The organism is Streptomyces sp. NPDC023527 (assembly GCF_055560115.1).
On record NZ_JBVHJJ010000017.1, the window covers coordinates 21,941 to 48,735 of the forward strand.

21 protein-coding genes and 1 pseudogene are annotated in these 26,795 nt (G+C 74.8%); 12 read left to right on the forward strand and 10 right to left on the reverse strand.

What is annotated here, in order from left to right; translation table 11 throughout:
- Positions 1–153 precede the first annotated feature (153 nt).
- From ACZ303_RS28595 to ACZ303_RS28605, 3 genes are read right to left on the reverse strand one after another with little or no spacing between them, the layout of a single operon-like run.
- Entirely contained in the window at positions 154–606 is a 453-nt protein-coding gene (locus ACZ303_RS28595) for a DUF742 domain-containing protein (protein WP_467343361.1), read from the reverse strand.
- Positions 607–614: 8 nt separating this feature from the next.
- Positions 615–1,085, reverse strand: a complete 471-nt coding sequence (locus tag ACZ303_RS28600) for a roadblock/LC7 domain-containing protein (RefSeq protein ID WP_467343362.1) — start codon at positions 1,083–1,085, stop codon at positions 615–617.
- Entirely contained in the window at positions 1,082–3,559 is a 2,478-nt protein-coding gene (locus ACZ303_RS28605; protein WP_467343363.1) for a sensor histidine kinase, read from the reverse strand. The genes ACZ303_RS28600 and ACZ303_RS28605 overlap by 4 nt, the downstream gene beginning before the upstream one ends.
- Before the next feature lie 228 nt (positions 3,560–3,787).
- Here ACZ303_RS28605 and ACZ303_RS28610 point away from each other — a divergent pair.
- The 3 genes and pseudogenes from ACZ303_RS28610 to ACZ303_RS28620 all read left to right on the forward strand — a co-directional run.
- Positions 3,788–4,144 (forward strand): annotated as a pseudogene (locus ACZ303_RS28610) (hypothetical protein); the annotation flags it as partial.
- Positions 4,145–4,260: 116 nt separating this feature from the next.
- Positions 4,261–5,379, forward strand: coding sequence for an L-histidine N(alpha)-methyltransferase (locus tag ACZ303_RS28615; protein WP_467343364.1), 1,119 nt, complete (start codon positions 4,261–4,263; stop codon positions 5,377–5,379).
- 11 nt (positions 5,380–5,390) lie between these two features.
- Complete coding sequence (locus ACZ303_RS28620; protein ID WP_467343365.1) at positions 5,391–6,053, forward strand: hypothetical protein; 663 nt, start codon at positions 5,391–5,393, stop codon at positions 6,051–6,053.
- Positions 6,054–6,057: 4 nt separating this feature from the next.
- Here ACZ303_RS28620 and ACZ303_RS28625 read toward each other — a convergent pair whose 3' ends face one another.
- The 6 genes from ACZ303_RS28625 to ACZ303_RS28650 form a co-directional block, all read right to left on the reverse strand.
- On the reverse strand, positions 6,058–10,791 hold the full coding sequence (locus tag ACZ303_RS28625; RefSeq protein ID WP_467343366.1) for a coiled-coil domain-containing protein: 4,734 nt from the start codon (positions 10,789–10,791) through the stop codon (positions 6,058–6,060).
- Positions 10,792–10,840: 49 nt separating this feature from the next.
- Entirely contained in the window at positions 10,841–11,740 is a 900-nt protein-coding gene (locus tag ACZ303_RS28630) for a hypothetical protein (RefSeq protein ID WP_467343367.1), read from the reverse strand.
- A 586-nt stretch (positions 11,741–12,326) separates the two neighbouring features.
- Complete coding sequence (locus ACZ303_RS28635) at positions 12,327–13,850, reverse strand: hypothetical protein (protein ID WP_467343368.1); 1,524 nt, start codon at positions 13,848–13,850, stop codon at positions 12,327–12,329.
- A 66-nt stretch (positions 13,851–13,916) separates the two neighbouring features.
- Positions 13,917–14,561, reverse strand: a complete 645-nt coding sequence (gene pcp, locus ACZ303_RS28640) for a pyroglutamyl-peptidase I (RefSeq protein ID WP_467343369.1) — start codon at positions 14,559–14,561, stop codon at positions 13,917–13,919.
- A gap of 19 nt (positions 14,562–14,580) precedes the next feature.
- Positions 14,581–15,564: a DUF979 domain-containing protein gene (locus tag ACZ303_RS28645; protein WP_467343370.1), complete on the reverse strand. Its 984-nt coding sequence runs from the start codon at positions 15,562–15,564 to the stop codon at positions 14,581–14,583.
- Positions 15,561–16,289, reverse strand: a complete 729-nt coding sequence (locus tag ACZ303_RS28650; RefSeq protein ID WP_467343371.1) for a DUF969 domain-containing protein — start codon at positions 16,287–16,289, stop codon at positions 15,561–15,563. The genes ACZ303_RS28645 and ACZ303_RS28650 overlap by 4 nt, the downstream gene beginning before the upstream one ends.
- 142 nt (positions 16,290–16,431) lie before the next feature.
- Between ACZ303_RS28650 and ACZ303_RS28655 the strand changes: the two genes are divergently transcribed.
- The 4 genes from ACZ303_RS28655 (at position 16,432) to ACZ303_RS28670 (ending at position 19,506) form a co-directional block, all read left to right on the forward strand.
- Positions 16,432–17,145, forward strand: a complete 714-nt coding sequence (locus tag ACZ303_RS28655; RefSeq protein WP_467343372.1) for a GntR family transcriptional regulator — start codon at positions 16,432–16,434, stop codon at positions 17,143–17,145.
- Positions 17,146–17,225: 80 nt separating this feature from the next.
- Positions 17,226–18,014 carry a LamB/YcsF family protein gene (locus ACZ303_RS28660; RefSeq protein WP_467343474.1) on the forward strand — a complete coding sequence of 263 codons (789 nt, stop codon included), beginning with the start codon at positions 17,226–17,228 and terminating at the stop codon, positions 18,012–18,014.
- Positions 18,011–18,646 (forward strand): 5-oxoprolinase subunit PxpB, encoded by a 636-nt coding sequence (pxpB, locus tag ACZ303_RS28665; protein WP_467343373.1) that lies wholly within the window; start codon positions 18,011–18,013, stop codon positions 18,644–18,646. Before ACZ303_RS28660 ends, pxpB begins: the two co-directional genes overlap by 4 nt.
- A complete protein-coding gene (locus ACZ303_RS28670) occupies positions 18,643–19,506 on the forward strand; it encodes a 5-oxoprolinase subunit C family protein (RefSeq protein ID WP_467343374.1) in 864 nt (287 codons plus the stop codon). Before pxpB ends, ACZ303_RS28670 begins: the two co-directional genes overlap by 4 nt.
- Before the next feature lie 39 nt (positions 19,507–19,545).
- Here ACZ303_RS28670 and ACZ303_RS28675 read toward each other — a convergent pair whose 3' ends face one another.
- Positions 19,546–19,701, reverse strand: a complete 156-nt coding sequence (locus ACZ303_RS28675) for a hypothetical protein (RefSeq protein WP_467343375.1) — start codon at positions 19,699–19,701, stop codon at positions 19,546–19,548.
- Positions 19,702–19,962: 261 nt separating this feature from the next.
- On the opposite strand from ACZ303_RS28675, the gene ACZ303_RS28680 reads away from it, so the two are divergent.
- The 5 genes from ACZ303_RS28680 to ACZ303_RS28700 all read left to right on the forward strand — a co-directional run bounded on the left by ACZ303_RS28680 (position 19,963) and on the right by ACZ303_RS28700 (position 26,739).
- Complete coding sequence (locus ACZ303_RS28680; RefSeq protein ID WP_467343376.1) at positions 19,963–20,394, forward strand: SPW repeat protein; 432 nt, start codon at positions 19,963–19,965, stop codon at positions 20,392–20,394.
- Between the two features lie 287 nt (positions 20,395–20,681).
- The gene (mdlC, locus tag ACZ303_RS28685; protein ID WP_467343377.1) at positions 20,682–22,295 is read left to right on the forward strand and encodes a benzoylformate decarboxylase; all 1,614 of its coding nucleotides are present in this window, start codon (positions 20,682–20,684) and stop codon (positions 22,293–22,295) included.
- Between the two features lie 66 nt (positions 22,296–22,361).
- Positions 22,362–23,765: an FAD-binding oxidoreductase gene (locus ACZ303_RS28690; RefSeq protein ID WP_467343378.1), complete on the forward strand. Its 1,404-nt coding sequence runs from the start codon at positions 22,362–22,364 to the stop codon at positions 23,763–23,765.
- Positions 23,762–25,174 (forward strand): cytochrome P450, encoded by a 1,413-nt coding sequence (locus ACZ303_RS28695; protein WP_467343379.1) that lies wholly within the window; start codon positions 23,762–23,764, stop codon positions 25,172–25,174. The genes ACZ303_RS28690 and ACZ303_RS28695 overlap by 4 nt, the downstream gene beginning before the upstream one ends.
- Positions 25,175–25,314: 140 nt before the next feature.
- Positions 25,315–26,739 (forward strand): hypothetical protein, encoded by a 1,425-nt coding sequence (locus ACZ303_RS28700; RefSeq protein ID WP_467343380.1) that lies wholly within the window; start codon positions 25,315–25,317, stop codon positions 26,737–26,739.
- Positions 26,740–26,795 lie beyond the last annotated feature (56 nt).

Genomic DNA, 26,795 nt, shown 5'->3' on the forward strand with positions numbered 1-26,795 from the left:
TGTGCAGGGACCCGCGCGGCACCTCACGAGCCGGCGGGGCGATGACCTCCCCCGTGCGGGGTGATCGTTCCGTAAAGACCATGGTCACGACAACCCCCTTCGGCGAAAATCCGACCGCCCGGTCCGATTCGGCCGGGCGGCGGGCCCCGGCGCTCAAAGCGCCCGCAGGCCGTCGATCACCTCGCGCAGGATGCTCGCGTCGGGCAGTTCCGCCGGCGGCACCGGACGGGAGACCCGGACCAGCCCCGCGCCCATCAGGTCGCCGACGAGCACCCGCACCACACCGACCGGCAGGTCGAGGCCGGTGGCCAGCTCCGCGACGGACCGGGGCTCCTCCTGGGTGAGGTCGACGATGTCGAGGTGTTCCGGGGACAGCGTCCGGTCGGCGAGGGCGTGGGCGCCCCCCGGCGGCACGGTCAGGCCCTCGTCGGCGATGACGACGGCGATCAGGTCGAGCTCGCCCTCGGCCGCGCTGCGGGTACGGCCGCGGGTCATGGCGTACGGGCGGACGACCGGTCCCGCGGCGTCGTCGTACCAGCGCGCCGCCGCCTCCTCGGCGGGGTTCGCCCACGAGGGAGCGGCGGGCCCGGTACCGTCTCCGGTCATGCCCGCCGTCACTCGTCGGCGGCCACGCCGGTCCGCGGAGCGGTGGCCAGGTGCGCGCCCACTCGCTTGACGAGCAGCGTCATCTCGTAGGCGACCAGGCCGATGTCGGAGTCGGCGTCGGCGAGCACGGCCAGACAGCTGCCGTCGCCGGCGGCGGTGACGAACAGGAACGCCTGGTCCAGCTCGACGACGGTCTGGCGGACCGTGCCCGCGTCGAAGTGCCGGCCGACGCCCTTGGCGAGGCTGTGGAAGCCCGAGGCGACGGCGGCCAGATGCTCTCCGTCCTCCCGGGAGAGGTCCTTCGACGAGCCCTTGGGCAGGCCGTCGCCGGAGAGGACGAGCGCCTTGCGGATGGTGCCGACGCGCTCGACCAGTTCGTCGAGGAGCCAGCTCAGCTCGCCCGCGGCCCCCTCCTCGCCCGCTTCGGTCGGCGCGGTACGTATGACGGCGGTGCGTATCGCGGCCTTCGGTGCGGTCATGGACCGTCCCCCTCAGATGTGGTTCCTGGTGCTGTCGTTCTCGGCGGAGTGCCGGGTGGTGTGACGTGCGTGGTCCGTGGTGGGTCCGCCTCATTCTCCTCCCGGCCGCGCTGCCAGCCGCGCTGGAGGGCGGCCATGCGCGCCCGTACCTCGTCGGCGTCGCGCTCGGGCTCCGGACCGGCGGCCTCCGGAGCGGCCGCGGCCCGTCCGTGCGACGGCGTCGGGTCGCTCCTCAACTGCGGTGCGAGGCTGGCCTGGCGGACGCGCCGGGGCAGACCGCCGGTCGGCGTACGGTCCTCCGCCGGCTCGTCCGGCGTGTCCGGGGACTCGACCCGGCGCCCGTGGTCGGAGACGAGCACGGGAGGTCGGCGGCGCGGGAGCGGGAAGGGCGTGTCGTTCGCCTGGTGATGCTGCGCGTCCTCGTCCTCGCCCGTCCGGCTCTCGAACGGGCAGGGTTCCGGCTCCTGTTCCCGCGCCCCGCCGGGCGGCGCCGCGAGGGCCGACAAGGGGGACAGCGGTCCCACTCCGCGGGACGGCGTCTGCTCGCCGGTGTCCTCGTCCGCGCCCGGACCCTTGCCCGCGGACCCCTCGGTGAGCAGGGCCAGGGGGATGAAGACGGCGGCGGTGGTGCCGCCGTACGGGGACGGCTGGAGGGTGACCCGTACGCCGTGGCGCTGGGCGAGGCGGCTGACGACGAACAGCCCCAGGCGGTCGGTGTCGGAGAGCTCGAACTCCGGGGTCTCGGCGAGCCGGAGGTTGGCCTCCAGCAGCGCGTCCGGGGACATGCCCAGGCCGCGGTCGTGGATGTCGAGGGTGAAGCCGTTGGAGACGCGCTCGCCGTGGACCTGCACGCCGGTGTGCGGCGGGGAGAAGACGGTCGCGTTCTCCAGGAGTTCGGCGAGGAGGTGGGTGAGGTCGCCGACGGCGGGGCCGAGCACCGACAGGCGGGGCAGGCGGCGCACCTCGATCCGCTCGTACGCCTCGACCTCGGCGACGGCGGCCCGTACGACGTCCATGAGCCGGACCGGTTTGCGCCACTGCCGGGCCGGGGCCGCGCCGGAGAGAATGACCAGGCCCTCGGCGTGGCGGCGCATGCGGGTGGTGAGGTGGTCGAGGCGGAAGAGGTCGGCGAGTTCCTCGGTGTCCTCGGTGCGGCGCTCCATGGCGTCGAGGAGGGCCAGCTGGCGGTGGAGGAGGACCTGGCTGCGGCGGGCGAGGTTGACGAAGACGTCGGAGACGCCGCGGCGCATGTCGGCCTGCTTGACGGCGGCCTCGACGGCGGCGCGCTGGAGGGTGTCCAGGGCCTTGCCGACCTGGCCGAGCTCGTCGGAGCCGTAGTCGCGGTGCGGGGCCTCGGTCTCCACGTCGACGCGTTCGCCGGCGGCGAGGCGGCGCATCACGCTGGGCAGCCGTACGCCCGATGCCTCGTGGGCCTGCTTGCGCAGCCGGCGCAGGTCCCGGATCAGGCCGCGGCCGACCCGGAAGGAGATGGCGAGCGAGCAGACGAGGGCGGCGAGGCCGAGGACGCCGGCGACGGCGGCCTTGGTGAGGACGCCGATGGCGACGGGCTCGACGCGGTCGGCGTAGCGGTCGCCGGCCTGGGAGTTCATCTTGGCCAGTCCGTCGAGGACGGTGCTGGCGGCGCTCTGCCAGCGCTGGGCGTCGACGGCGTGCGCGGAGCGGCCGGGGGCGGCGAGGATCACGGCGTCCTCGGCGGTGCGCAGCGTCTGGGCGTCGGCGCCGCGCCAGTAGTCCTCGAAGGTGTTGCGCTCGGTGGCGGGCAGCACGCCCAGGCTGGTGCGGTAGAGGACCTGGCGCTCGGCGACGCGGTCGGAGACGGCGCGCAGTTCCTGTCGGCTCAGGGCGCCGGCGGTGAGGGCGGCGGCGAGGAGGGCGTCCTCGCGGGAGAGCGCCTCGCGGGCCCGGGCGATGCCGACGAGGGCGCGGCCCTGCTTGTCCATGTCGGCGTCCTGGAGGGCGCTGAGACTGCCGAGGAAGGCGTAGTAGGGCTCGACCAGCTCGTTGTACGCCTCGTACGCGCCGCGGCGGCTGATGGTGTCCTCCTCGACCCTGCGGCGCAGGCTGTCGAGGTCGTCGAGGCTCTTCTCGATGCCGGTGAAGCGGTCGGCGGCCTCGGAGCTCATGTCGTCGCGTACGTCGGTGCGGGCGCGGGCGCGGAAGGTGTCGACCATCGTGTCGGTGGCGCCCTGCCGTTCGCGCAGCGCGGCGAGCGCGTCGGAGCGGCGGGGGTCGGCGAGGTAGACCAGGGTCTGGCGGCGTTCCTTCTGCAGGGCGCGGACCATGTCCTCGGCGGGGAAGCCGACCTTGCGCATGACGTCGGCGACGGAGAGCAACTGGGCGGCCTCGCTGCCGGTGATGACGGTGGCGAAGGCCCACAGTCCCGTCAGCGACACCAGCGGCACGAGCAGCAGCGCCACGATCTTCCGGCGGATCGACTTCCCGCGAAAGCGCATGGCCTCCCCAACGTCAACCCCCGGCGCACGGGGTGGTGTCCCGACAACAATGCGGCGTGAGCCTACTACTGCGAGGTACGAGTCTCGAAGACCAGTACGGCCGTCCGCCCCGGCCGGGGCACCCTATGGCTGGAATTCGGCACCCGTGGGAACTCTCGGCCCCCTTGGTTCGCTCTTCATTCAAGGGGAAGCCGACGAGGGGAAGCCCAAGGCGAGGGGGGAGCCGACATGGAACGCGAGCACGCCCGAAATCGCGACATATCTCCGTACGGGCCCCGGTCGTTGTGGGTCGAGGAGCCCGCCCGGCGCCACCGGATGCCGGACCCGGTCCGCACGGCCGCGGTGCGCGCGGTGCTGATCATCGCGGTGACGATGGTGCAGGCGATGATCGCGGCGCTGTTCACCCTCGGCGGTTCGTGGCTGGCTCTTCCGGCGTTGCTGTGCTCGCTGGCGAGTGTCGTGGCCGCGACGTGGGCGGTGCTGGATGTGTGGGTGACGCGTCAGGTGTGGCGTCAGCGCCATGGAGTGGTGTCCGTTCCCAGCAGTTCGGCGCGGGCGGCACGGGAGATACGCCGGGCCCGGCGGCCACGCTTCCCCTGATTCTCAACTGCCGGGTAGGTTCGGCGGTTGACGGTGCGTGCGCCGGTCGCGCGACGGTCGGGTTGAGGGGGGGCGGCACGATGGCGGAGCGGGAGCGGGCGGTGCATCGCATTCCGGGGATCCTGCGGGACAGCGGCTGGACGGTGTGTCTGGTCGGCGAGGAGCAGTCGGGCAAACTGGCCCAGGTCACGGCGGGGTTGCGGCACGGCCCGGATCCCTCGGGCTCCGGGAAGCTCATCACCTCCGGCTTCTCCTACTGGGGCCTGGAGTCGACGGTGGCGTGGGCCCACGCGTGCAATGACCTGTATTACCCGGTGATGCGCGAGAGCATCGGCTCGTTCAGCCGCCGCTGGCGCGCCCTGGCCGACAGGCTCCCGGCCGGTCCGCTGCACTATGTGAGCCTGGGGCCGGGCACGGGCCAGAAGGACCAGGCCGTGCTGCGCCATCTCGACGGCCGGGGCAGAACGGGCTGCTATCTGCCGGTGGACGTGAGCGCCGAGATGCTGCGGCTCGCGCAGCGCGAGGCGCTCCAGCATCTGCACGTACCGGCCGCCGATGTGCTGCCCGTACAGCTGGACTTCTCCATTCCGGGCAATCTCGACCGGCTGAGCACCCTGGTCCGCCGGACGGTGGGCGACGAGCCGGTGCTGTATTCGCTGCTGGGCAACACCCTCGCCAATTTCGACAGCGACACCCCGCTGCTGGCGATGCTCGCCGAGAAGCTGCTGCGCCCGCAGGACCGCTTCCTACTGGAGGTCGCCGGCACGGCCGGGCAGGACGAGGCGGCCGCGCGGGCGGCGGCCCAGGAGTACGAGAACAGCCCGCGCTTCCGGGAGTTCGTCACCAGCGCGCTGATGCAGTACACCGATCTGCGGATCGACCTCAACAGCCTGTACTGCGAAGGGCTGGTGGAGGACGATCGGGCCCTGTTGGTCAAGGTCGTCTACCGCAACCGCACCGGCGGCCCGGTGGTGCTGACGCTGCCCGACCGCAGCACGGTGCCCTTTCCCGACCAGGACACCATCCGGCTCTACCTCAGCCGTAAGTACACCCGGGCCGGGCTGGAGAAGATGCTGGTGGACGCGCGGGTGATCAAGGTGGGCGAGACCCATGACGCCGGGCACGCCGCCTTCGACCGGCCGGCGTTCGGGATGTCGCTGCTGTTGCTGGAGGCGGGGGACGTGCCGCGGCCCACCGGGCCGAATCCGTTCAACTCCTGACGGCCGGCCCGATGGTTCGTCCTTCACCGGGTCGTCCGGCGGTCCTGCTGGGCCGGCTCAGCCGGCAGTTCTTCGCCGCCGCCACCATCGCCTGTCTGCTGTTCGCGCTCGGCATCTGCGGCTGGTGGCTGGCGACCGCCGACGAGGCGGACAGCCACTTCGAGCCCGCCACCTCCGGGCTCGCCCTCGTCGCCGCCATCACCGGGGTGTACGCGGAGCGGCGCGCGGCGGCGCGGGAGCGGCGCGCCCAGTCGCTGTGCGCCCTGGCCGAGGAGCTCGTGAAGAACACCGAGCTGCTCACCGGGGAGGGCTTCGCACCGTTGGACCCACGGGCGCCGCGGGCGCGGGTGCACCCGCGCCTGGTGCAGTCGGCCACCGACGCCGCACTGGTCTCCGGGGTGTTCTCCGAGCCCGGCCACGACGAGCTGCTGGCCCTGCTGCACCGTTGGCGGGACGCGGTGCACGACTTCAACCGGCGGCTGGACCTCGCGGAGCTGCGCACGTACGTCGGCGAGGTCCCGGCGGCCGAGCTGTTGGCGATCGACGCGGCCATGCACCGGGAGGACGGGCAGCTCGCGGGGTTGCGGCGGCAGCGCGGCGTCCTGGAGGCGCTGTTGCGCGAGCGCTACGCGGAACAGCCGGGCGTCGCCGCCCGGCTGGACCGGCTCGGCTGATCCGCTAGGACCGGCCGGTGGACACCGCGGTGCCCTGGGCCGGTTCCTCCTCCGCCGGGCGGCGGAACATCCGCGTCGCGGTGATCTCGCCGTGCACCCGCTCGGCCTCCGGGTCCTGCTCCTGCGGCAGGCCCGGCCGCAGGTGCTCCTCGACGCTGATGTACTTCAGGCCCGCCCGCAGGTCGGCGTCATTGCGCAACCGGATGACCAGCGGGAACTCCGCCAGGGCCGTGGTGTCGAAGAGGCCCGTGGTGTAGAGCAGCTGGACGCCCAGCGCGTCGGCGACGGCTCGCTGGAGCTCCAGCAGATACGTGGCGTTGGCGCGGCCGATGGGGTTGTCCAGGAACAGCGTGCCGGCGTGCCGCTGCTTGTCGCGGCCCCGGTCGTTGCTGCGCAGCGCCGCCATGGTGCAGTACAGCGCGATGGCCGCGGTCAGCAGCTGGCCGCCGGAGAACACGTCGCCCATCTGACCCACCGGCACCCGCTCGGCGCGCAGCACCGCGTCCGGCTTGAGAATCTCCACGGCCACGCCGCGCGGCTGGAGCGCCGCCGCCACGCCCCGCAGCAGCAGCGACATGCCGTCGCGGCGCAGGTCGGAGTTCTTCTTGACGGCGGAGCGGGTCGCCTCGTCGATGACCTCGCCCAGCCGGTCGGTGAGCGTGGCCTGGTCCGGGTCGTCGAAGCGGATGCGCAGGAACTCCTGGCCCGACCACTCCCCCAGGCCCTCGGGCAGCCGGGACAGCCGCTGCGCCGAGCGCAGCGTGGTGAGCGACGACTCCACCAGGCCGCGGAGCCGGTCGACGATGCTGTCGCGGTTGCGCTCCAACTGCTCCAGCTCGTCGGTGAGCACCCGCAACCGGGGCGCGAACGCCTCCGCCCAGGCGACGGCGTGCTCGGGCAGGGCGGCGGCGGGCAGCTCCCGGATCTGCTGGCGGGCGGGGGTGCGCACCTGCTCGTACCGGGTGGAGTTGGCGTGGCGCACCAGCACGTCGCTCGCCTCGCGGACGGCGGCCTCGGCCGATGACAGCTCGCCGGCGCAGCCGCGCAGGGAGCGGCGGGCCTCGGCGGCCGCCTGCCGGGCCTCCTCCAGCGTGCCGGCGTACGGCTCGGGGCCGTCGGCCTCGTCCTCGGGGGTGTTGTCGCGCAGCAGGTCGCGCAGGAGGGACGCGGTGTCGTCGAAGCCGCCGGCGGCGTCCTCGGCGGAGCGGTGGGCGCGCAGCAGGTCGCTGTGGGCCCGGCGGGCGCTCTCCAGGGCGTCGTCGCGGGCGGCGAGCTCGGCGGTGGCGGTGCGCAGCAGCTCCTTGGCGCGGTCGGCGTCGGCGGGCGCCAGGTCGTCCGGGAGCTCGGTGTGCGTCTCGCCGTCGGCGGGGGCGAGCCGCTCGGCCTCGCCGCGCAGCCGGCCGAGCTGCTCGCTGGCGGTGGAGGCGCGGGTCTCCAGCATCTGTACGAGCGCCTCGGCGCGGGCCGCGGCGGCCTGGCGGGAGGGGCCGTCGGCGCCGTCGGTGCCCTCCAGGAGTTGGGCGGCGCGGGTGCGGACCTTGTTGGTGAGGCGGTCGAGCTCGGCGCGGGCGGCGCTCTCGTCGCTCTCGGCGCGGGCCTGTTCGGCGCGCAGGTCGGCGCCGACCCCCACCTTCTCGTACAGCTGCGAGGCGGCGCGGTAGGCCTCGCGCAGGGCGGGCAGGGACGTGGTGGCGGCGGGTGCCTCGGTGGCGGCGACGTCGTCGGGGGCGCCCGCGATCTCGGCGCGCTCGGCGCGCAGGGCGCGGGCCGTGCGGCGCGCGTCGTCGGCGGCGCGCTGGGCGGCGCGGCGGTCCTCGTCGGCGGCGCGGGCGCGGTCCACGAGGACGGCGGCGCGCTCCTCGGCCTCGGCGGCCTCCTCGGCCAGCTCGCGCAGCCGGGACTGCCAGGAGGCGCGCTCGCGGAGCCGGTATGCCAGACCCGCGAGGGCGTCGGCTACGCGGCGGGCGCGCTGGGCGGTCTCCTGGCGCTCGTCGCGGAGCCGTGCCGTCTCGGCGGCGGCCTCGTCGGCCTCCGTACGGGCGGTGCGCAGCTCGGCCAGCTCGCGCCGGGCGGTGTCGGCGGCGGTCCGGGCGCGCCCGGCCTCCTCGGCCAGCTCGGCGAGGCGGCCCGCCGGGCAGCCGGCGCGCCAGGACGCCAGCCGTGCGGCCAGCGTGCGGTCGCCGGCGAGGCGGGACGCTATGGCGCGGATCTCCTCGTCGCGGGCGGCGGCGCGGGCCCGCAGGGCGTGCCGTTCGTGGTCGGCGGCGCGCTCGTCGTGCATGGCGGGGTTCGGCGGCACGAGGAAGACGCCGGTGTCGTGGACGTCGGACGGCTGTGCGGGGGCGAGGAGCGCGGCGGAGGTGCCGACCGCCACGGCGGAGCGCGGCAGCAGCGAGGCGGCGCCGAGGACCTCACGGGCGCGGGCGTGGGAGTCGGCGTCGGTGATGACGACGCCGTCGACCAGCTCGGGCCGGGCGGCGAGCACCGCCGCGTGGTCGGCGGGGTCGACGGCCTGGGCGAGGTAGCGCCAGCCGGGGAGGGCGGGAATGCCGTGCTCGCCCAGATACTCGACGGCCGCGAGGACGTCGGCGCTGGGTGGCAGCAGCCCGCCGTCGCCGAGCGCGCCGAGGATCCGGGCGTCGTCGGCGGCGGCGGTCTGGAGGTCGAACATCTGCCGTTCGGAGCTCGCGACGCTGCGGTCGAGCATCTCGCGCAGCGCGTCGGCGTTGCGGTCGAGCTCCTCGGCGGTCAGCGGACCGTTCGCCGTGGGGCGGCCGGCGGCCGCGGCGCCGGCGGTCGCGGCCGCCCAGGTGGCGCCGGGGTAGCCGGCGGCCACGCCGCCCTCGCCGGGCGCCGCGGCCCGCGGGCCCGGCACCTGGCCGGTGGCCTGCGGCTGGGGAAGGCCGAGGAGTTCGACGATGCGCTGGTCGGCTCCGAGGGATTCGGCGGCGCGGCGCTCGGCGTCGTAGGCCGACTCGGCCGCCGTGGCGGCGTCGGCGGCGCGGGCGGCGGCCAGCTCGCAGCGGGACTCGGCGGCGGCCGTCTCCTTGGCGTGGTCGGCGGCCCGGCGGGCCTCTTCGCGGGCCGTCTCGTAGGCGGCGACGGCGGGCTTCTCGGCGTCGCTGGCGGCGAGCGCGGCGCGGGCGGGGTCGGCGTCGGGCTCGGTGTCGTCCAGCCAGCCGGCGCGGACGGCCTCGGCGGTCTCCTGCTCGACCTCGGCCAGGCGCTGGCGCAGGTGGCCGATCTCGCTGCGGGCGCGCTGGGCCTCGGTGGCGGCGGTGGTCGCGTCGCGGTGGGCGGCCTCGCCGGCCTCCTGGAGGGCGGCGGAGCGCTCCTCCTCCTTGTTGGCGAGCCGCTCGCCCTCCTCGGCGGCGGTGTTGAGGGCCCGTACGAGCTCGGTGGCGGCCTGGGCGCGGGCGGCGAGCGCCGGGGCGGCGTCCCGCTCGGCCTCGCGGATGGCGACGGCGACACGGGCGGAGCGGTCGGCGGCGGCGCGGTGGCGGAGGACGGTCTCGGCGGCCTGCCAGGCGGAGTGCAGCGTACGGGCGTCGAGGAGCTCGCGGCGCTGGGCGGCGGCGGACTTCTCGGCGGCGGCCAGGGCCAGGGAGGCGTGGCGGTAGGCGATCTCGGCGGCGACCAGGGAGCTGCGGCCACGCTCGGTCTCGGCGTCGGTGACGGCGTGCGCGGCGGTGGCGACCCGCTCGGCGAGCTCGGCGGCGCGGCCGCGCTCCTCGAGGCCGCGCGCGGACAGCCGGCGGGCGAGGGTGCGGGTGCGGCGCTCGGCGCCGGCGTGCACGCCGCGGGCCGTCTCGCGCTTGACGGCGGACTCGGCGATGCGGGAGAGCAGGTCGAGGGAGCCGGCGGTGAAGTCCCGCTCGGCGGTCAGCTCGGCGCGGCGGCCGAGCTTGTGGGCGAAGCCGTGCACGAGGTCGGCGAGGCCGTCGGTGTCGCGGGTGTCGGTGACGGCGCGCAGGAGGAGGTCGGTGAAGTCGGAGTCGTTCTTGACGGCGAAGAGGCCGGCGGCCTCGCCCTCGTCGGCGTTCATCTCGCGCTGGTAGCGGAAGAGTTCGGGGTCCAGGCCCAGCTCGCCGAGGTGTTCGTTCCAGCGCTCGTGGATCTCCTCCCACACCACGTCGAGGTTGGGGTAGGCCTTGCCGGCCTCGGTGAGGACGTCGCGGAAGCCCTTCATGGTGCGGCGGCGGCCGCGCGCGCCGGAGGCGCCGTCGGCGGCCGGGCGCATCGCGGTGGCCTCGGCGACGGGCAGCGAGTCCAGGCTCAGGCCCGGGCCGGGGCGGAAGGAGTACCACGCCTCGGCGAACTTGCGGGGGTCGCCCGAGACCTGGCGGCCGCGCCACTCGCTGACCTTGCCGACGACGATGGACTCGCCGGTCAGGACGTGCTGCCACTCCAGGGCGACGTGCCCGCAGTCGTCGGCGAGGAGGAACTTGCGCAGCACGCCGGAGCTGGCGCCGCCCAGGGTGTTGCGGTGGCCGGGCAGCATCACGGAGAAGATCAGCTTGAGGAGGACGGACTTGCCGCCGCCGTTCTCCAGGAAGAGCACGCCCGCGGGCGCGGGGCGGCGCGGCGGCCCGGTGGGCTCGTCCTCGAAGAACTCCGCCTGGGCGGGCGCCGGGGAGGACACCGGCTTGCCGACCCCTCGCAGGTCCAGCACGGTGTCGGCGTAGCGCGCACCGGCGGGCCCGATGGAGTAGAGGCGGACCCGGGACAGCTCGTACATGGCGGCGGACTCTCGTTGTGTGCGGGGTGTGGTCGGGGGGGGCTGGCTGTCAGGACGAGTGGAAGGGGAGGCCGGCGTCGGCGACCAGGTCGAGGTCGTCGGCGTCGTCCGGGGGCAGCAGGGTGGCGCCGCCGTCGCCGACGGGCACGACGCCCAGCTCCAGCAGCTCGGCCATCGCGGCGTTGCCTGCCATGTCACGGACCTGGAGCTGGTAGCGGGCGGTGGTGCGGTACGCGCCGCCGGCGTCGTCGCCGGTGCGCTGGAGGAAGCCGGAGTCGACGAGGAAGGCGACGGCCTTGGCGATGATGCCGGTGGTGGACCCGGCGAGGCGGCGGGCGTCCTTGGTGGCGCCGGTCGCGCTGCGGCGGGCGTACACCCGCCAGGCGGCCTCCAGGCCGGGGGCGCCGGTGGTGGGGTCGGTGTTCTCGCCCTGCTCGGCGGCCTTCTCCTCCAGGCGGCGGCAGGCCTGGCGTACGAACGCGTCGACGCCGTTGACGGTGATGCGGCCGATGTAGCCGTCGTCGGCGAGGTCCTCCGGGCGCGGGAAGGCCAGGGCGGCGACCGCGAGGTGGGCGAGGCCGTGCAGGAAGCGGTCGCCGGAGTCGGCGGTGGCACGGCGGGCGTAGTCGCCCATGCGGACGGCGAAGACGGAGTCCTCGGCGGCGGTGACGGCCATGCCGGCCCGGGTGGACACCTCCAGCACGATCAGCCCGAGCCCGGCGGCAACGGCGTCGGCCAGGCGCGCGAAGGCGGGGTCGTCGCGGTGGCGGCGCAGGAGCTCGGCGTACTCCGCGTCACGGGCGGGCAGCAGCTTGGGCTGCAGCCCGAACGCGATGAGCCGGGCGGCGTCGGCGGCGTCGGCGGGCGTGACCTGCGCGCTCCCCGCGGGGCTCGATTCCGCCTCCGGCACGTCCGGCTGCGCCGGTTCGTGGACGTCGTACTCAGTCACGGTTTAGCTCCCGCTGGGTTCCATGGGGTGAGGTGGGCCGGGCTGCGGCCGGGTGACTCCGTCGGGGTGGCCCGCTGTCGCGGCGGGAGGCTGTGCCGTGAGTGCCGTGACGGCGGAAGGGCCGCGCACCGGCGCCCCCGGACGGCCACCACGGCCGGTACGGCACCGCCGGGCGACTCCGTCGTGGTGATCCGCCGTCGCGGCGGGAGGTCCTGCCGGGACCAAGCGTGGGCCGCGCCCACGACCTCGCCGCGACGGCGCGACGCCGCACGGCGCAGCCCGGCGGTGCCAGGCCGCCAGCAGGTGCGGACGGCCACCACGGCCGGTACGGCACCGCCGAACAACGCCGTCGGGGTGACCCGCCGCCGCGGCGGGAGGTCCTGCCGGGACTGCGAAGGGGCCGCGCACCGGCGCCCCCGGACGGCCACCACGGCCGGTACGGCACCGCCGAACAACGCCGTCGGGGTGACCCGCCGCCGCGGCGGGAGGTCCCACCGGAGCGAAACAAGGGCCTCGCCCACGACCCCGCCGCCACGGCGCGACGCCGCACGGCGCGGTCGTACTCCGGGAGCCGGCCGCATGGCCATCACGCCGCCTCCGCTCGGTCCGCCGCCATGCCCGCCGCGTCCAGGAGGGCCGTGCCGACGATGAGGTCCGCGCCGCCGAACTCGATGTCGTCGAGCTGCGTGCCGTCGTCGACGGCGAAGAGGAGGGATTGCTCGCCCTGGCGGTAGGCCGTGCCGACGGACGGGCTGGCGGCGTGGACGGCCAGCAGGGCGACCAGGTAGGGCAGTTCGGGGTCGCGGCGGCGCGCGTCGGCCAGCAGGCCGGAGAGGCGGCGGGGCGCGTCCGGGGGCAGGGTGAGCAGCTCCATCGCGCTCGCGAGCTGCTCCTCGCTGAAGCGGCTGTCGTCCGGCGTCTCGACCAGGTCCGGCTCGGGCATCTCCACACCGAGGTGCTCCCGCTCGGCCGGCGGTGTCAGGAGCATCTCGACGAGGTCGCCGACCCGCACGGACGCGGGCGTGCGCAGCCCCGTGCCCCGGGCGAAGAACGCGTCGGTGACGCGCCCCGCGTCCTCGACGGGCAGCGGCAGCAGCGGCGCGAGGAGCTGGCCGTACAGGTCGAGGCCGGACGAGGCGGCGGGGGTCGCGAAGGCCTGCCGGTCCTGTTCGGCGCGGAAGAGCGGGCCGGCCTCCAGCAGCCGGGACTGCAGCTGCGTGTGGCGGCGGATGCAGTCCTTGACGATGTCAACGAGCTCGGCGGCACGCCGCTTGTGCTCGGGGTCCTCCGCCTCGTCCCGCGCCTTGCGGATGTTGGTGAGGATCGCGTTCTCGTGGCGGTAGCGGTCGGCGACGTGGTCGAGCGCCTCGGCGATCATGTCGGGGACCGTGCGCAGCCAGTCGACGGCGCGGACGTTGCGGCGGGTGGCGTCGAGGGTCTTGCGGAGGGTCTCGGCGTACTGCACCGTGCGGTAGCGGGCCTGCTCGGCGGCGAGCTGGGCGTCGGCGAGGCGGCCCCGGCTGATGAGGACCTCCAGCTTCACCTCGGCGGCGATCTGGGCGCTGGTGACGTCCGTGTCGAGCGCCCCGACCAGGACATTGACCGCCTCGTCGGTGGTGCGCAGGAAGACCGTGCCGCCGTGGCCGGGCACCTCCTCGACGAGCTTGAAGTCGTAGTCGCGCCGCACATAGACGCCGTCCTGGCCGAACGTGCCGTAGACGGCGCGGAAGCCCCGGTCGACGCTGCCGACGTTGATGAGGTTCTCCAGGACCCAGCGGGCGACGCGCTCGTGCTCGGCGTGGGGGCGCTCCGGCGCCTGCGCGGCGACGCGCGGCAGCAGGCGGGCCACTATCTGCTCGTGGTCCGCGCCGGTGTCGAAGTCCATGTTGAGCGTGACGAGGTCGATCGCGGCGAGCGCCACCTCGGCCATGGCGTAGACGCCGTACTCACCCGCGAGGTTGGCCTTGCGCGCGTCGAGGTCGTGCAGCGGCGCCGTGCAGGCGAGCGCGCGCAGCCGACGGGCCAGGCCCTCGTCGGCGGCCGGGCCCGGGGCCGGCCGCGAGGACCCGTTGAGCTGGGGCGGAACCGTCGCCGGGGCTGGAGAAGTCACGTCGCACAGAGTAGGCGCTCACACTGACAACGGACGAAACGGCACGGGCGAAATGCCCGCCCCGTCCTAGTGTGTGGCCCCGCCCACCGCACGGATGTCCTCGACGCGCCCGGCGGCGGTGACCGCGATCACACGCAGTGCCTCGGCGACGGCGGCCACGGGGAGTGACGGCAGGGCCCGGTCGGTGACCTGTTCGGGCGCGTACGGTACGTGCACGAACCCGCCCCGCAGCCCGGGGTGTTCGGTCGCGGCGAGGTGCATCAGACCGTAGAAGACGTGGTTGCAGACGAAGGTGCCGGCGGTCTGGGAGACGGAGGCGGGCAGGCCCGCCTCGCGCACGGCGGCGACGCACGCCTTGACGGGCAGGGTGGCGAAGTAGGCGGCGGGTCCGCCCGGGACGACGGGCTGGTCGACGGGGCTCGCGCCGGCGTTGTCGGGGATGCGGGCGTCGTCGATGTTGACGGCGACGCGTTCGACGGTGATGTCGGGGCGGCCGCCCGCCTGGCCGACGCAGAGCACGAGGTCGGGGCGGGCCGCCGCGACGGCGTCCCGCAGTGCGTCCAGGGCGCCGCCGAAGACGCACGGCAGTTGGACGCAGGTGAGTTCGATCCCCTCGGGCGGATGCTCGGCGGCGGCGCGGACGGCCTGCCAGGACGGGTTGACGCTCTCGCCGTCGAAGGGCTCGAAGCCGGTCAGCAGTACCCGGGTCATGCTCTCTCTCCCCAGCCTCTCAGAAGGCGACCAGCGCCATGATCACGATGTTGCAGCCGAGCAGCGCGACCGCCGTGGGCAGTTGGGCCTTGATCGGCCCGTACTGGTCCTTGAGCTCCAGCAGGGCGGCGGGGACGATGTTGTAATTGGCGGCCATGGGTGTCACCAGAGTGCCGCAGAAGCCGGCCAGCATGCCGATGGCGAGCACGGCGGGCGCGTTGCCGTGCTCCTGGACCACGAGGACCGGCCAGCCGACGGCGGCGGTCATCACGGGGAAGGCCGCGAAGCCGTTGCCCATGATGATGGTGAAGAGGAACATCCCGACGCAGTAGACGGCGACCGCGATGTAGAGGGAGTGGTCGGGGAGCACCGCCGTGGTGATCCTGCGGACCTGGTCGCCGACCCCGGCGACGGAGAAGATCGTGCCGAGGGTGGCGAGCAGCTGGGGCAGCAGCATCGCCCAGCCCATCGACTCCAGCATCGAGCGCCCGGCCTGCAGCGGGGCGGAGATCTTCCGCTCGCGCAGCATCACCATGCCGACGGCGAGGGCGACGACGGAGCCGATGCCGAGCCCCAGAATGGTCTCGCTGCCCTTCTGCAGGACCGGTTCGCCACCCACGGAGAGCTTCTTGACGACGACGGCGCAGAGCAGGGCGACGACGGGGATGGTGAGCGCGGGCACGAACAGGCGGCCGCCGAAGCGCCGCGCGCTCGCCTCCCGGGCCCGCCGCTCCCGCACCTCGGCCTCGCCCGTACGGCCCGTACCGCGCCCGGTGAAGCCGCAGCCGGCGAGGCAGACCATGGCGAGGACGGCGGCGCCGAGCGGTCCGGCGGGTGCGGACTTGTCGGCGACCCAGGTGCCGTAGATGAAGCCGAGGCCGAGCAGGCCCCAGAAGGCGGCGGTGCCATGGCGCTTGGGGTTGGTGCGGTCGGCGAGCATCTGGGCGGCCATCACCAGGAAAATGGCGCCGACGAGCCAGTAGAACCACTCGGCTCTGATCACTTGACGGCCTCCTTGGTGTCCCCGGCCGTCTCACCGGCGGGCTTGCCCGCGGACTCCCCGGCCATCGCCCGCTCCAGCGCCCGGTCCAGGCGCAGCAGCCGCCAGCCGTGGACGGCCAGGGCGCACAGGGCGGTGGGGATGGCCCACAGGGCGAGGCTGAGCGGTTCGAGGTGGGTGTGGTAAGTGGTGTTGACGAAGCCGGTGATGAGCAGGATGGAGCCGACGGCGAGGAAGACGTCCTCGCCGAAGAAGAGCCCGACGTTGTCGGCGCTGGCGGCGAACGAGCGCACCTTCTCGCGCGCCTTGTCGGTCAGCGGTCCCAGTCGGCGTTCGGCGGCACCCTCGGCCATGGGGGCGGCCAGCGGCCGGACGGTCTGGGCGTGGCCGAAGACGCTGTAGAGGCCGACGGCGGCGGCGATCTGGCGCAGCAGGAGGTAGAGGGCGAGGAATCGGCCCGCGGTGAGCCCGGCGAAGCGGGTGACGATCCGGCGGGCCTGCTCCTGGAGCCCGTAACGCTCCAGGAGGCCGATGACCGGGAGGGTGATGACGAAGATCGTCACCGAGCGGCTGGAGGCGAATCCGGTGCCGAAGGCGGCCAGGACCCGCTGCGGCGAGAGGCCCCCGAGGAGGCCGGTGACGATGCCCGCGGCGCCGACCACGAGCAGAGGGTTGCGCCTCGTGGCGAAGCCGAGCACGACCACGAGGACGCCCAGGAGAACGATCATGCGTCCCGCCTTCCGGGGTGTCGGTCCTCACTCGAACGAGTGAAGCGACTTGGCGAGGAGGCTAAGATATTGTTCAACAATCCTCAAGAGGCTTGACTTACGTTTCCGCATCGCTCTTGATCGCTGATGTGCGTAGTGCCTGATGCCCGTACCACCCGCCGTCCGCACCACCCGAATCCGCCTGATATCCGTACGCTCATTGGGGGACGCCATGGCCCTGTCCACCGCGCAGCGCGTGGCCGACGTGCTCCGCGACCGCATCCAGGCCGGTGTCCTGCCGCCCGGTACCCGTCTGTCCGAGGAGGCGCTCGGCCGGGACCTCGGCGTCTCGCGCAACACCCTGCGCGAGGCGTTCCGGCTGCTCATCCACGAGAGCCTCGTGGAGCACCTGCTCAACCGCGGCGTCTTCGTGCGGGTCATGGCGCCGGCGGACGTCACGGACATCTACCGCGTACGAGCCGCGCTGGAGAGCGCGGGCGTACGAGCCGCCGCCGGCGCGCCGCGGTCGCTGCGCGCCGCCGTCACCGAGGCGGTGGACCACGCCGAGCGGGCGGCCGCGGCCGAGGACTGGCGGGAGGTCGGCTCGGCCGACCTGCGGTTCCACCGGGCGCTCGCCGCGCTGAGCGGCAGCCCCCGCATCGACTCGGCCATGGACCGGTTGCTGACCGAACTGCGCCTGGCCTTCCACGCGATGCCCTCGCCACGCCACTTCCACGAACCGTTCCTGCTGCGCAACCGCGCCCTCGCGAAGCTGCTGGAGAACGGCGAGTACGACCGCGCCGAGGCCGAGTTGATCACCTATCTGGACGACGCCCGACGACTCATCCTCGACGCGATGCGGGAGACCTCCTCATGACCGGACCGACGAGCGGACCGACCTCCGGACCGACGACCGGCACCGCACCGGCGCACGACGCCGCGCCCGCCACCGAAACCATGCCCGCCACCGACGCCGCGCCCGCCCACAGCGCCGCCCTCGACCTCAACGCCGATCTCGGCGAGGGGTTCGGCCGCTGGCACCTGACCGACGACGACGCCCTGTTGTCGGTCGTCACGAGTGCGAACGTCGCCTGCGGCTTCCACGCCGGTGACCCCTCCACCATGCGGCGCGTGTGCGAGCGCGCCGTCGAGCGCGGCGTCCGCATCGGCGCCCAGGTCTCCTACCGCGACCTGGCCGGTTTCGGCCGGCGCGCCATGGACGTGCCCCCGGACGAGCTCGCCGACGAGATCACCTATCAGATCGGCGCGTTGCGCGCCTTCGCGCGGGCGGCCGGCTCGGACGTCGCGTATGTGAAGCCGCACGGCGCGCTCTACAACCGCGCGGTCACCGACGCCGAGCAGGCGGCGGCCGTCGTGGCGGGCGTGCTGCGCTCCGGCGGCACCCTGCCCGTGCTGGGCCTGCCCGGCTCGCGGCTGCACGAGGCGGCGGAGCGGGCCGGGCTGCCGGTGGTCACCGAGGCGTTCGCGGACCGCGCCTACACAGCCGCCGGCACGCTCGTCCCCCGTAGCGTCGCCGGCGCCGTCGTCCTCGACCCCGACGCCGTCGTCGCACGGTCGGTACGGCTGGCCCGTGAGGCGACCGTCACCGCCCTGACCGGCGAGGACGTCACCGTCCGCGCCCGGTCGCTGTGCCTGCACGGCGACACCCCCGGCGCCGCCGGACTCGCCCTTCGGGTGCGCGCGGCGCTGGAGGCCGCGGGCGTCACCCTGAAGGCGTTCGCGTGACCACCACCGAGACGGCGCCCCGCGTCCTTCCCGTGGGGCGGCACGCCCTGCTCGTGGAGGTGGCCACCACCGAGCAGGCCCAGGCCCTGCACGCGGAGTTGCTGCGCCGCCGTGCCGCCGGCGACCTGCCGCCCGTGCGCGAGATCGTCCCGGCGGCGCGCACCGTCCTGCTCGACGGTCTGGACGAGCCGCGCGCACTCGCCGCGGCCATCCCGCACTGGACCGTGCCACCGCTCACGGCCGCCGACAGCGAGCCCGTCGTGCTGCCGGTCCGCTACGACGGCGCCGACCTCGCCGAGGTCGCGGCCCTGTGGGGCGTCGCCGAGGACGAGGTCGCGCGCGTGCACTCCGGGCTCGAATTCCGGGTGGCCTTCTGCGGCTTCGCGCCCGGCTTCGGCTATCTGACCGGCCTGCCGGAACGGCTGCACGTACCGCGCAGGGCGACCCCGCGCACCACCGTCCCCGCCGGATCCGTCGGCCTGGCCGGCCCGTACACCGGTGTCTACCCCCGCTCCTCCCCCGGCGGCTGGCAGCTCATCGGCCGTACGGACGCGGTCCTGTGGGACGCCGGGCGGGAACCGGCGGCGTTGCTCTCGCCGGGCACGCGGGTGCGCTTCGAGGTGAGCGCGTGAGCGGGCTGACGGTGGTCCGGGCCGGGGCGCTGACCACCGTGCAGGACCTGGGGCGGCCCGGCCACGCGCACCTGGGCGTCGGGTGTTCGGGCGCGCTCGACGAGCCCGCGCACCGGCTCGCCAACCGCCTGGCCGGCAATCCCGTGGAGTACGCCACGCTGGAGACCACCCTCAACGGCTGCGCGGTACGGGCCGACACGGCGGTGACCGCGGCGGTGACGGGGGCGCCCTGCCCCGTGCGTGTCGACGGCCGGCCGGTGGCGTGGGGCGCGGCGGTGCGGGTGCCCGCGGGCGCGGTGCTCGACGTGGGGCCGGCGGCCCACGGGTTGCGCGGTTATGTGGCCTTCGCGGGCGGCGTCGCCGTGCCCCCGGTGCTCGGCAGCCGCTCCCGCGACCTGCTCTCGGGCCTGGGGCCGGAGCCGCTCACGGAGGGCGCGCGGCTGCCGCTGGGGGCGCCCTGCGGGCCGCCCCCCGACGCCGACGCCGTGCCCTTCGCCGGACCGCCCCTCGACGAACTGGTCCTGCCGGTCGTGCTCGGCCCGCGCGCGGACTGGTTCGCCCCGGACGCGCCGCGCACGCTGGCCGGCGGCGGCTACACCGTGGCGTCCGCGAGCAACCGCATCGGCCTGCGCACGGACGGACCCGCCCTCACCCGCGCCCGGGAGGGCGAACTCCCCAGCGAGGGGATGGTCCTCGGCGCCGTCCAGGTCCCCCCGGACGGCCGCCCCGTCGTCTTCCTCGCCGACCACCCCACCACCGGCGGCTATCCCGTCATCGGTGTCGTCCCCGAGTCCTCGCTGGCCGCCGCCGCCCAGGCCGTGCCCGGCACGGCGGTGCGGTTCGTGCCCGTACGGGCGTGAGCGCCGACGGCCCCACGCCCGGTACGGGCCGATCCATCGTCAGTCCATGCCGCGGATGATGTGCGACTCCGCGTCCGCCTCCTCACCTGTGGTGTCGGGCGTCTCGCGGGTGATGGCGCGGCGGGCCCGTACGGTCTCCTCCAGGCCCTCCCCCCGACCCGGCGCGCGGTCGCTCTGTCTCTTGAGCTGGTCCACGACGGTTTCCTTTCCTGGTGCTTCCCCTGATCCCCGGCTGGTCCCCACCGGTCCCCGGCGACGCCGCCGGCACCGCCGGACCCCGTGTCCGGTCGTGCGTCCGGAAAGCGACGTCCGGGTTTCCCCAGGGTGACGTCTTGAAACCGATGGCCACCACACCGGATATAGCCAGATATGAACTCCCCCACCCATGTGGCGAATGTCGGCATAAACGATAAAATGCAGGCAGGTCCGAACTGACACTGAAAGAAGGTGGCTGACGTGACCGCCCCAACGTCGCCCCGGATCGATCACCACCCGGACATCGTCGCCCTCCGGGCCGTCTCCGAAGAGAACACGGCGACCCCCGTCGCCCAGGCCGTCGAATCCCTCGCCCTTCTCTGCGGCATCTATCTGGCCGCATCACCATGGATTGTGGGGTTCAGCGGCTCAACCACCCTGACCGTCAACAACCTGATTGTGGGTGTCGCCTTCGCTTGCCTGGTCAGTGGCTATGGCCCGGCGTATGAGCGCACCCACGCCATGAGCTGGGCCGCGCTGGCCCTCGGCGCCTGGACGATCATCGCCCCCTGGGTGACCTCCGGGCATCCGTTCGCCACCCGCGCCAACGTCAGCAACGTCATCGTCGGCGTCCTGGCCTGCCTGGTCGCCCTCGCCCTGGCGGGCATGGGAAGGATCCGCGCACGGCGCTGAGCGGCGGGGCGGCAGCGCCGAGTGAGCACGAGGAGTTCCCTCGTCCGCTCCGCCTCCGCTCTCGGTGCCTACGCAGGACCAGGCCGATTCACATCGCCGACGGCACCGCCGCCCGGGTCCCCGGGCGGCGGTGCCGTTCTCGCGCCGCGAGCCACCGCCTCCGCCCGGCCGCCGTTCACCCCTGGGGATGAAAACTCAGGTGATCTTCCGAGTTGATGACTCCACCGGACGGGAACGGGCAATGCTCCCCTCTCGCTGATCACCACCGACCCCACGAGGTGCGAGCCATGCCGACCGTACGCGCTGCCGTCTTCGAGCTGTTGCGCTCCCGCGGGGTGACGACCGTCTTCGGCAATCCCGGCTCCACCGAACTCCCCTTCCTCCAGGACTTCCCCGACGACTTCCGTTACGTACTCGGCCTCCAGGAAGCCGTGGTGGTCGGCATGGCCGACGGGTTCGCGCAGGCGACCGGCAGCACGGCCCTGGTCAACCTCCATACGGCGCCGGGCGTCGGGAACGCCATGGGCGCCATCGTCAACGCCGCCGCGAACCACACCCCGATGGTCGTGACGGCCGGCCAGCAGGTGCGGGCCATGATGACCATGGAAGCGCTGCTGACCAACGTCGACGCCACCGCCCTGCCCCGGCCCGCCGTGAAGTGGGCGTACGAGCCGCCGCGCCCCCAGGACGTGCCCGCGGCGCTGGCCCGCGCCTTCCACGTGGCCGAAACGGCGCCCCGGGGCCCGGTGTTCCTGTCGCTGCCCATGGACGACTTCGACGTGGAGCTCGACGAGGCCGAGGCCGCCGCCGCCCGGAACGTGGCGCGGCGCCGCGTCGGCGACGACTGCGCGGCGGCCGGTCCCGCCGTCGAGGCGCTCGCACGGCGCCTGGAGGAGGCCGTCGACCCCGTTCTGGTGACGGGCGGTTCGGTCGACGCCGAGGGCGCCTGGGAGGCGGCCGTGGCGCTCGCGGAGCGCCGGGGACTGCCGGTGTGGGCCTCGCCCGTCGAGGGCCGCCCCGGCTTCCCGGAGGACCACCCGCTCTACCGGGGCGTGCTGCCGGCCGCGCTGGCGCCCCTGGCGAAGACCTTGGAGGGCCATGACCTCGTGCTGGTCGTCGGGGCGCCCGTCTTCCGCTACTACCCCTACGTGGCCGGGCCGGTGCTCCCCGAGGGCGCCGAGCTCGTCCTGCTCACCAGCGACCCCGGCGAGGCGGCACGCGCCCCGGTCGGTGACGCGCTCGTGGCGGGCCTTCGGCCCACGCTGGAGCGGCTGACCGAGCTCGTCGAGAAGAGGGACGGCCCGAACGGCGGCGAGGCGGCGGCCCGGACGGCCGACGCCGAGGAGCCCGCCGCCGGCCCCATGTCCGCCCGCACGGCGCTCGCCGCCGTCGCGAGCGCCGCGCCCCCGTCGACCCTGTGGGTGAACGAATCCCCGTCCAACCTCCAGATCTTCCGCGACCTGGTCCGCGTCGGCCGGCCGGGCTCCTTCCTCACCACGACCGGCGGCGGCCTGGGCTTCGGACTCGCGGCCGCCGTGGGCGCGCAACTGGGCCGCCCGGAGCGGCCGGTGGTGGCCGTCGTGGGCGACGGCTCCGCGCAGTACGCGATCACCGCGCTGTGGACCGCCGCCGCCTGCCGCGCCCCCGTGACGTTCGTGATCCCCGCCAACCAGGAGTACGCGATCCTCAAGTGGTTCGGCCGGTTCGAGAACACCCCGGGCGTGCCCGGCCTGGATCTCCCCGGGCTCGACCTGTGCGCGCTCGCCCGGGGTTACGGCGTGACCGCCCACCGGGCCACCGGCCCGGCCCACCTCGCGGAGCTGGTCGCCGCGGCCACCGCCCGCACCGACGGCCCGGTCCTGATCGAGGCGCCGGTCACGACCGTACCGCCGACCCTCTGAGCCCTGGCCCCCGCCCTTCTCACCCGCCCCGGCCCCCGTCCGTCTCCTGGTGCTCTGGAGCTGCCCATGACCGTATCCGTCGAGAATCCGCTGCTCGCGGCCCTGCGGGAGGTACTGCCCGACGCGGCCGTGCTGACCGGGGACGACGAACTCGACCTGCACAGCCGCGATTCCGCGCCCTTCAGCGAGGCGGGCAGACCCGCCGCCGTGGTGTGCCCCGAGACCGTCGACCAGGTCCAGGAGGTGCTGCGCGCGGCTCGGGCGTACGGCATTCCCGTCGTGCCACAGGGGGCTCGTACGGGCCTGGCCGGCGCCGCCAACGCGGTGGACGGCTGTCTGCTGCTGTCCATGGTCCGCATGAACCGCGTCCTGGAGATCGACACGGCGAACCGCCTGGTGCGCTGCGAGCCCGGCGTCGTCACCGCCGACCTCGCGGCGGCCGTCGCCGAGCACGGCCTGTGCTATCCGCCGGACCCGGCCTCCTGGGAGCTCTGCACGATCGGCGGGAACATCGCCACCGGCGCGGGCGGGCTGTGCTGTGTGAAGTACGGCGTCACCGCCGACTACGTCCTCGGGCTGACGGTCGTCCTGGCGGACGGCGAGGTGCTGCGCGTGGGGCGGCGCACGGTCAAGGGCGTCGCGGGTTACGACCTCACGCGGCTGTTCGTCGGATCCGAGGGCACGCTGGGCGTCATCGTCGAGGCCACGCTGGCGCTGCGGCCGCCGCGGCCGCCGGCCCTCGCCCTGCTGGCGCGGTTCGCCTCCGCGGCGGACGCGGGCGGGGCCGTGGCGGCGATCATCCGGGCCGGCCACATCCCCTCCGCGCTGGAGCTGCTGGACCGCACGACCACCGGGGCGGTCGCGGCACTCGGCCATCCGCTGCTGGCCGGTGAGGCGGCGGCGACGCTGATCGTGGCGAGCGACGCGCCCGACGCCGCCGAGGCGGTGCGGGCGATGGCGGACCTCTGCCGGGACGCCGAGGCGCTCTCCGTCACGGCGGCCGCCGACCAGGAGGAGAGCCGACAGGTCCTCGACGCCCGGCGGATGGTGCTGCCGGCGCTCAGCGCGCACGCCACGTCGCTGCCCGGCGACGTGACGGCGTTCATCGAGGACGTCGCGGTGCCGCGCGCCCAACTGGCCGCGCTCATCGACCGGATCGAGCTGATCGCCCAGGAGTACGGGCTCTACATCTCCACCGTCGGCCACGCCGGTGACGGCAACCTCCACCCGACGGTCGTCTTCGACCGCTCCGACCCCGACGCCGTGCGACGGGCGAAGGACGCCTACGACGCCATCATGGCCGCCGGCCTGGAGCTGGGCGGCACCATCACCGGCGAGCACGGCGTCGGCACCCTCAAGCGTGACTGGCTGGTCCGCGAACTCCCGCCGCGCAACCTCCGGTTGCAGCGGGACCTCAAGCGTCTGCTGGACCCCGAGGGGCTCCTCAACCCCGGGAAGGTCCTCGCGTGAGCCACCTGTACGACGTCCCCGGCGCGGGCACGGACCGCGCGACCACGCTGCCCACCGCGTCCGCGAGCGAGAACCTCCGGCTGGCGCTCGTCCACTTCCTCCCCACCTACATCAAGGGCGTCTTCCGGACGCGGCCCCGGATCGCCGCGCTCGTCGCCCGGTTCGACCCCAGCCGGCGCAGCCTGGAGACGATGCGCCGGATGCGCCGCCGGTACGGCCGGGGCCCGGTCCTGGTGCGCGGCACCGCCGGGCCCACCCTGCTCGTCCTGGACGCCGAGGACGCCAAGCAGGTGCTGGCCGGGCCGGTGGAGGTGTACGCCGTCGACACCTGGGAGAAGGTGACCGGCTTCGCGGGGGTCCAGCCCGAGGCGCTGATCGCCTCGCACGGCCGGCAGCGCACGGTCCGCCGGGCGTTCAACGACGCCGTGCTGGACGCCGGCTGCCCCGTGCACCGGCTCGCGGACCACTTCCTGCGGGTCGTCGGCGAGGAGGCCGCGGCCCTGCTGGGTCCGGCGGCGGTGGACGGGCTGGCCCCGGAGGCGATCCGGGAGCGCTTCGAGCGCGCGGGGCGGCGCTGCTTCCTGGGCGAGGCGGCCGCGGACGACGTGGAGTTCTCCCGGCTGCTGGGCGAGCTGCTCGCGGAGGCCAACTGGATGGGGGCCCGCCGCTGGCGCGCCGCCGCCATGCGGCGGGCCCGGCGGCGCATGATGCAGCGCCAGTCGCGCTATCTGGCCGAGGCCGACCCGCGCAGCCTGGCCGGGCTGTTCGCCGCCGCGCCCAAGGGCCCCGAGACGTTTCCCGACGCCCAGGTCACCCACTGGTTCATGGCCCTGGCCGTGGTGCACGCCGCCGCCGTCCAGACGCTCGCGCTGCTCGCCACGCACCCCCGGCACCGCGAGCGGGCCGCCGCGGAGGTCGCGGCGGCCGACGGCGCGCACGGCCCGCGCACGGCCGCCGGTTTCCGCGAGATGCCGTACGTCCGCGCCTGCGTCCAGGACGCGACGCGGCTGTGGCCGCCGGTCGGCAGTCTGCTGCGGCGCACGACCGCCGAGACGCGCTGGCGGGGCGCGGTGGCGCCGGGCGGCGTCAATGTCCTGGTGCCCGCCGCCTTCCACGCCCGCGACGGCGAACGGATCGACTACGCGCACCGGTTCACCCCCGAGAACTGGCTGGACGGCACCGCGGAGGCCGACTGGGCCATCAGCCCGTTCAGCCGGGGCGAGGCCCGGTGCAGTGGCATGGAGCTGGGCCTGCAACTGGCCACCGGCTTCGTCGCGGAGCTGCTGCGCGGCGGCGAACCGGTCGTCACCGGCATCCGCCTGAGCCCCGACCGGCCCCTGCCCCACATCTTCGACACGACACGGCTGCGGATCGGCGTCCGCCCGGCGCGGCCGGTGGAGGACACATGACGACGACCGACAGCGCCCCCGGGGCCGAGAGCCCGGGGGCCGGGGGGCCGGGACTTCCGGCCGGGCCGGAGAGCGGGGACGCCGCGGCGAGCACGGACGCGCCGGCAGTTCCCGCATCCCGGGAGCCGCTGGACACACCCGTGAGCGCGCCCCTGCCGCCGCTGCCCGGTGACCTTCCGGACACCCCTGAGGCCCCGATCGCCTCGGAGCTCCCCGACACCATCCCCCTGCACGCCACCCCCCTCGCCGCCGTCGCCCGCTCCTTGAGTGAGACGGCAGGGCTCATCCGGGACGCGGGCCGTGCGGTCACGGCCGTCGCCACCGATCCCGCGCTGCTCGCCTCGATCGGCCGTTCGCCGCGGCTCGGGGCCCGGGCCGCGTACGCCGTGGCCCGTACGCTCGTCGAGCCGGCGGGGCTCGGGTACGCGCCGGACGGCGGGCGCGTGGGCCGTGCGGCCTGGGTGGGCGGGGTGTTCACCAGCCGTCCGAGCCTGGCGGTCGACGTGGCGGTCTCCGCGCTCAAGCTCCGCATCCGGCTGTGCGCGGTGCGGCACCCGGAGTTCGCCGAGGAGGGCCCGGTCCGGCGGATGCTGACCGCCATCGAGGCCGACCACCAGACCCTCGCGCTGCGCATCCTGGGGGAGAACGTACGCGCGCGGGGCGCCCAGCGGGCGCTGGCCGCGCTCGCGCCGTGCCTGTCCGAGGTGATGGCGTGGAACGCCCTGGTGGACGAGAATCCGTTCAACGACGCGGCGGCCTGGTGCATCGTCAAGGGCACCCGCGCGGACGGCGACCCGCTGCTGGGCACCACCATCGGCGCGTGGGCCCGCTGGGACCGCGGGCCGGGCCGGGCGGTGGCCGAGCCGCAGGACCCGGAGTTCCTCGCCGGGCTCGACGACAGCGGTGGCATCAGCGGGCACCTGCGCAACATCGCGGCGCTCGGCTGCGACGGCCGGATGATCATCCAGCGGGTCAAGGGGCCGGACGGCCGCACCCGGCACCTGGTGCTGCTGCCCGGCATGGCCTTCGGCCTGCCGCGCAACCCCAGCCCGCAGGACCTGGTCGGCGCGGTCACCGCGGTGGGGCGCAACGACTCCCCGTACACCCGGGCGGCCCGCAAGGCGATCGCCCAGGCCGTCCCGGACGGCGCGGAGATCGCGCTGGTCGGCCACAGCCAGGGCGGTATCGCGGCGATGAACCTGACCGAGCTCCCCGAGGTCAATGAGCGGTGGCGGCTGACGCACGTCGTCGCGGTCGGCTCGCCGATCGACCACAAGCGCCCCCTGGACCCCCGCACCCGGGTCGTCAGCCTCGTCAACGAGCACGACGTGGTGCCCAATCTGGAGGGCCGCAGCCCGGTGTCGGTCTTCCCCGTGCCCGCCGGCTGGCTGGAGGTCACCTGGGTGGACCCCACGCACGACTTCCCGCAGTGCCACAGCGTCGAGGTGTACGCGCAGGGCCTCGACAAGGTCGTTCCCGAGGCGCGCGACCGGGTGGACGACCTGCTCGCGCCGTACCGGGGCCTGGTCGAGGAGACCGTCGTGCACCGGCTCCACGACCGCTGACGCCCGCCCCGCCGACCGGCACCCCGCCGTCCGCACATCCCTGATGGAGAGCTATC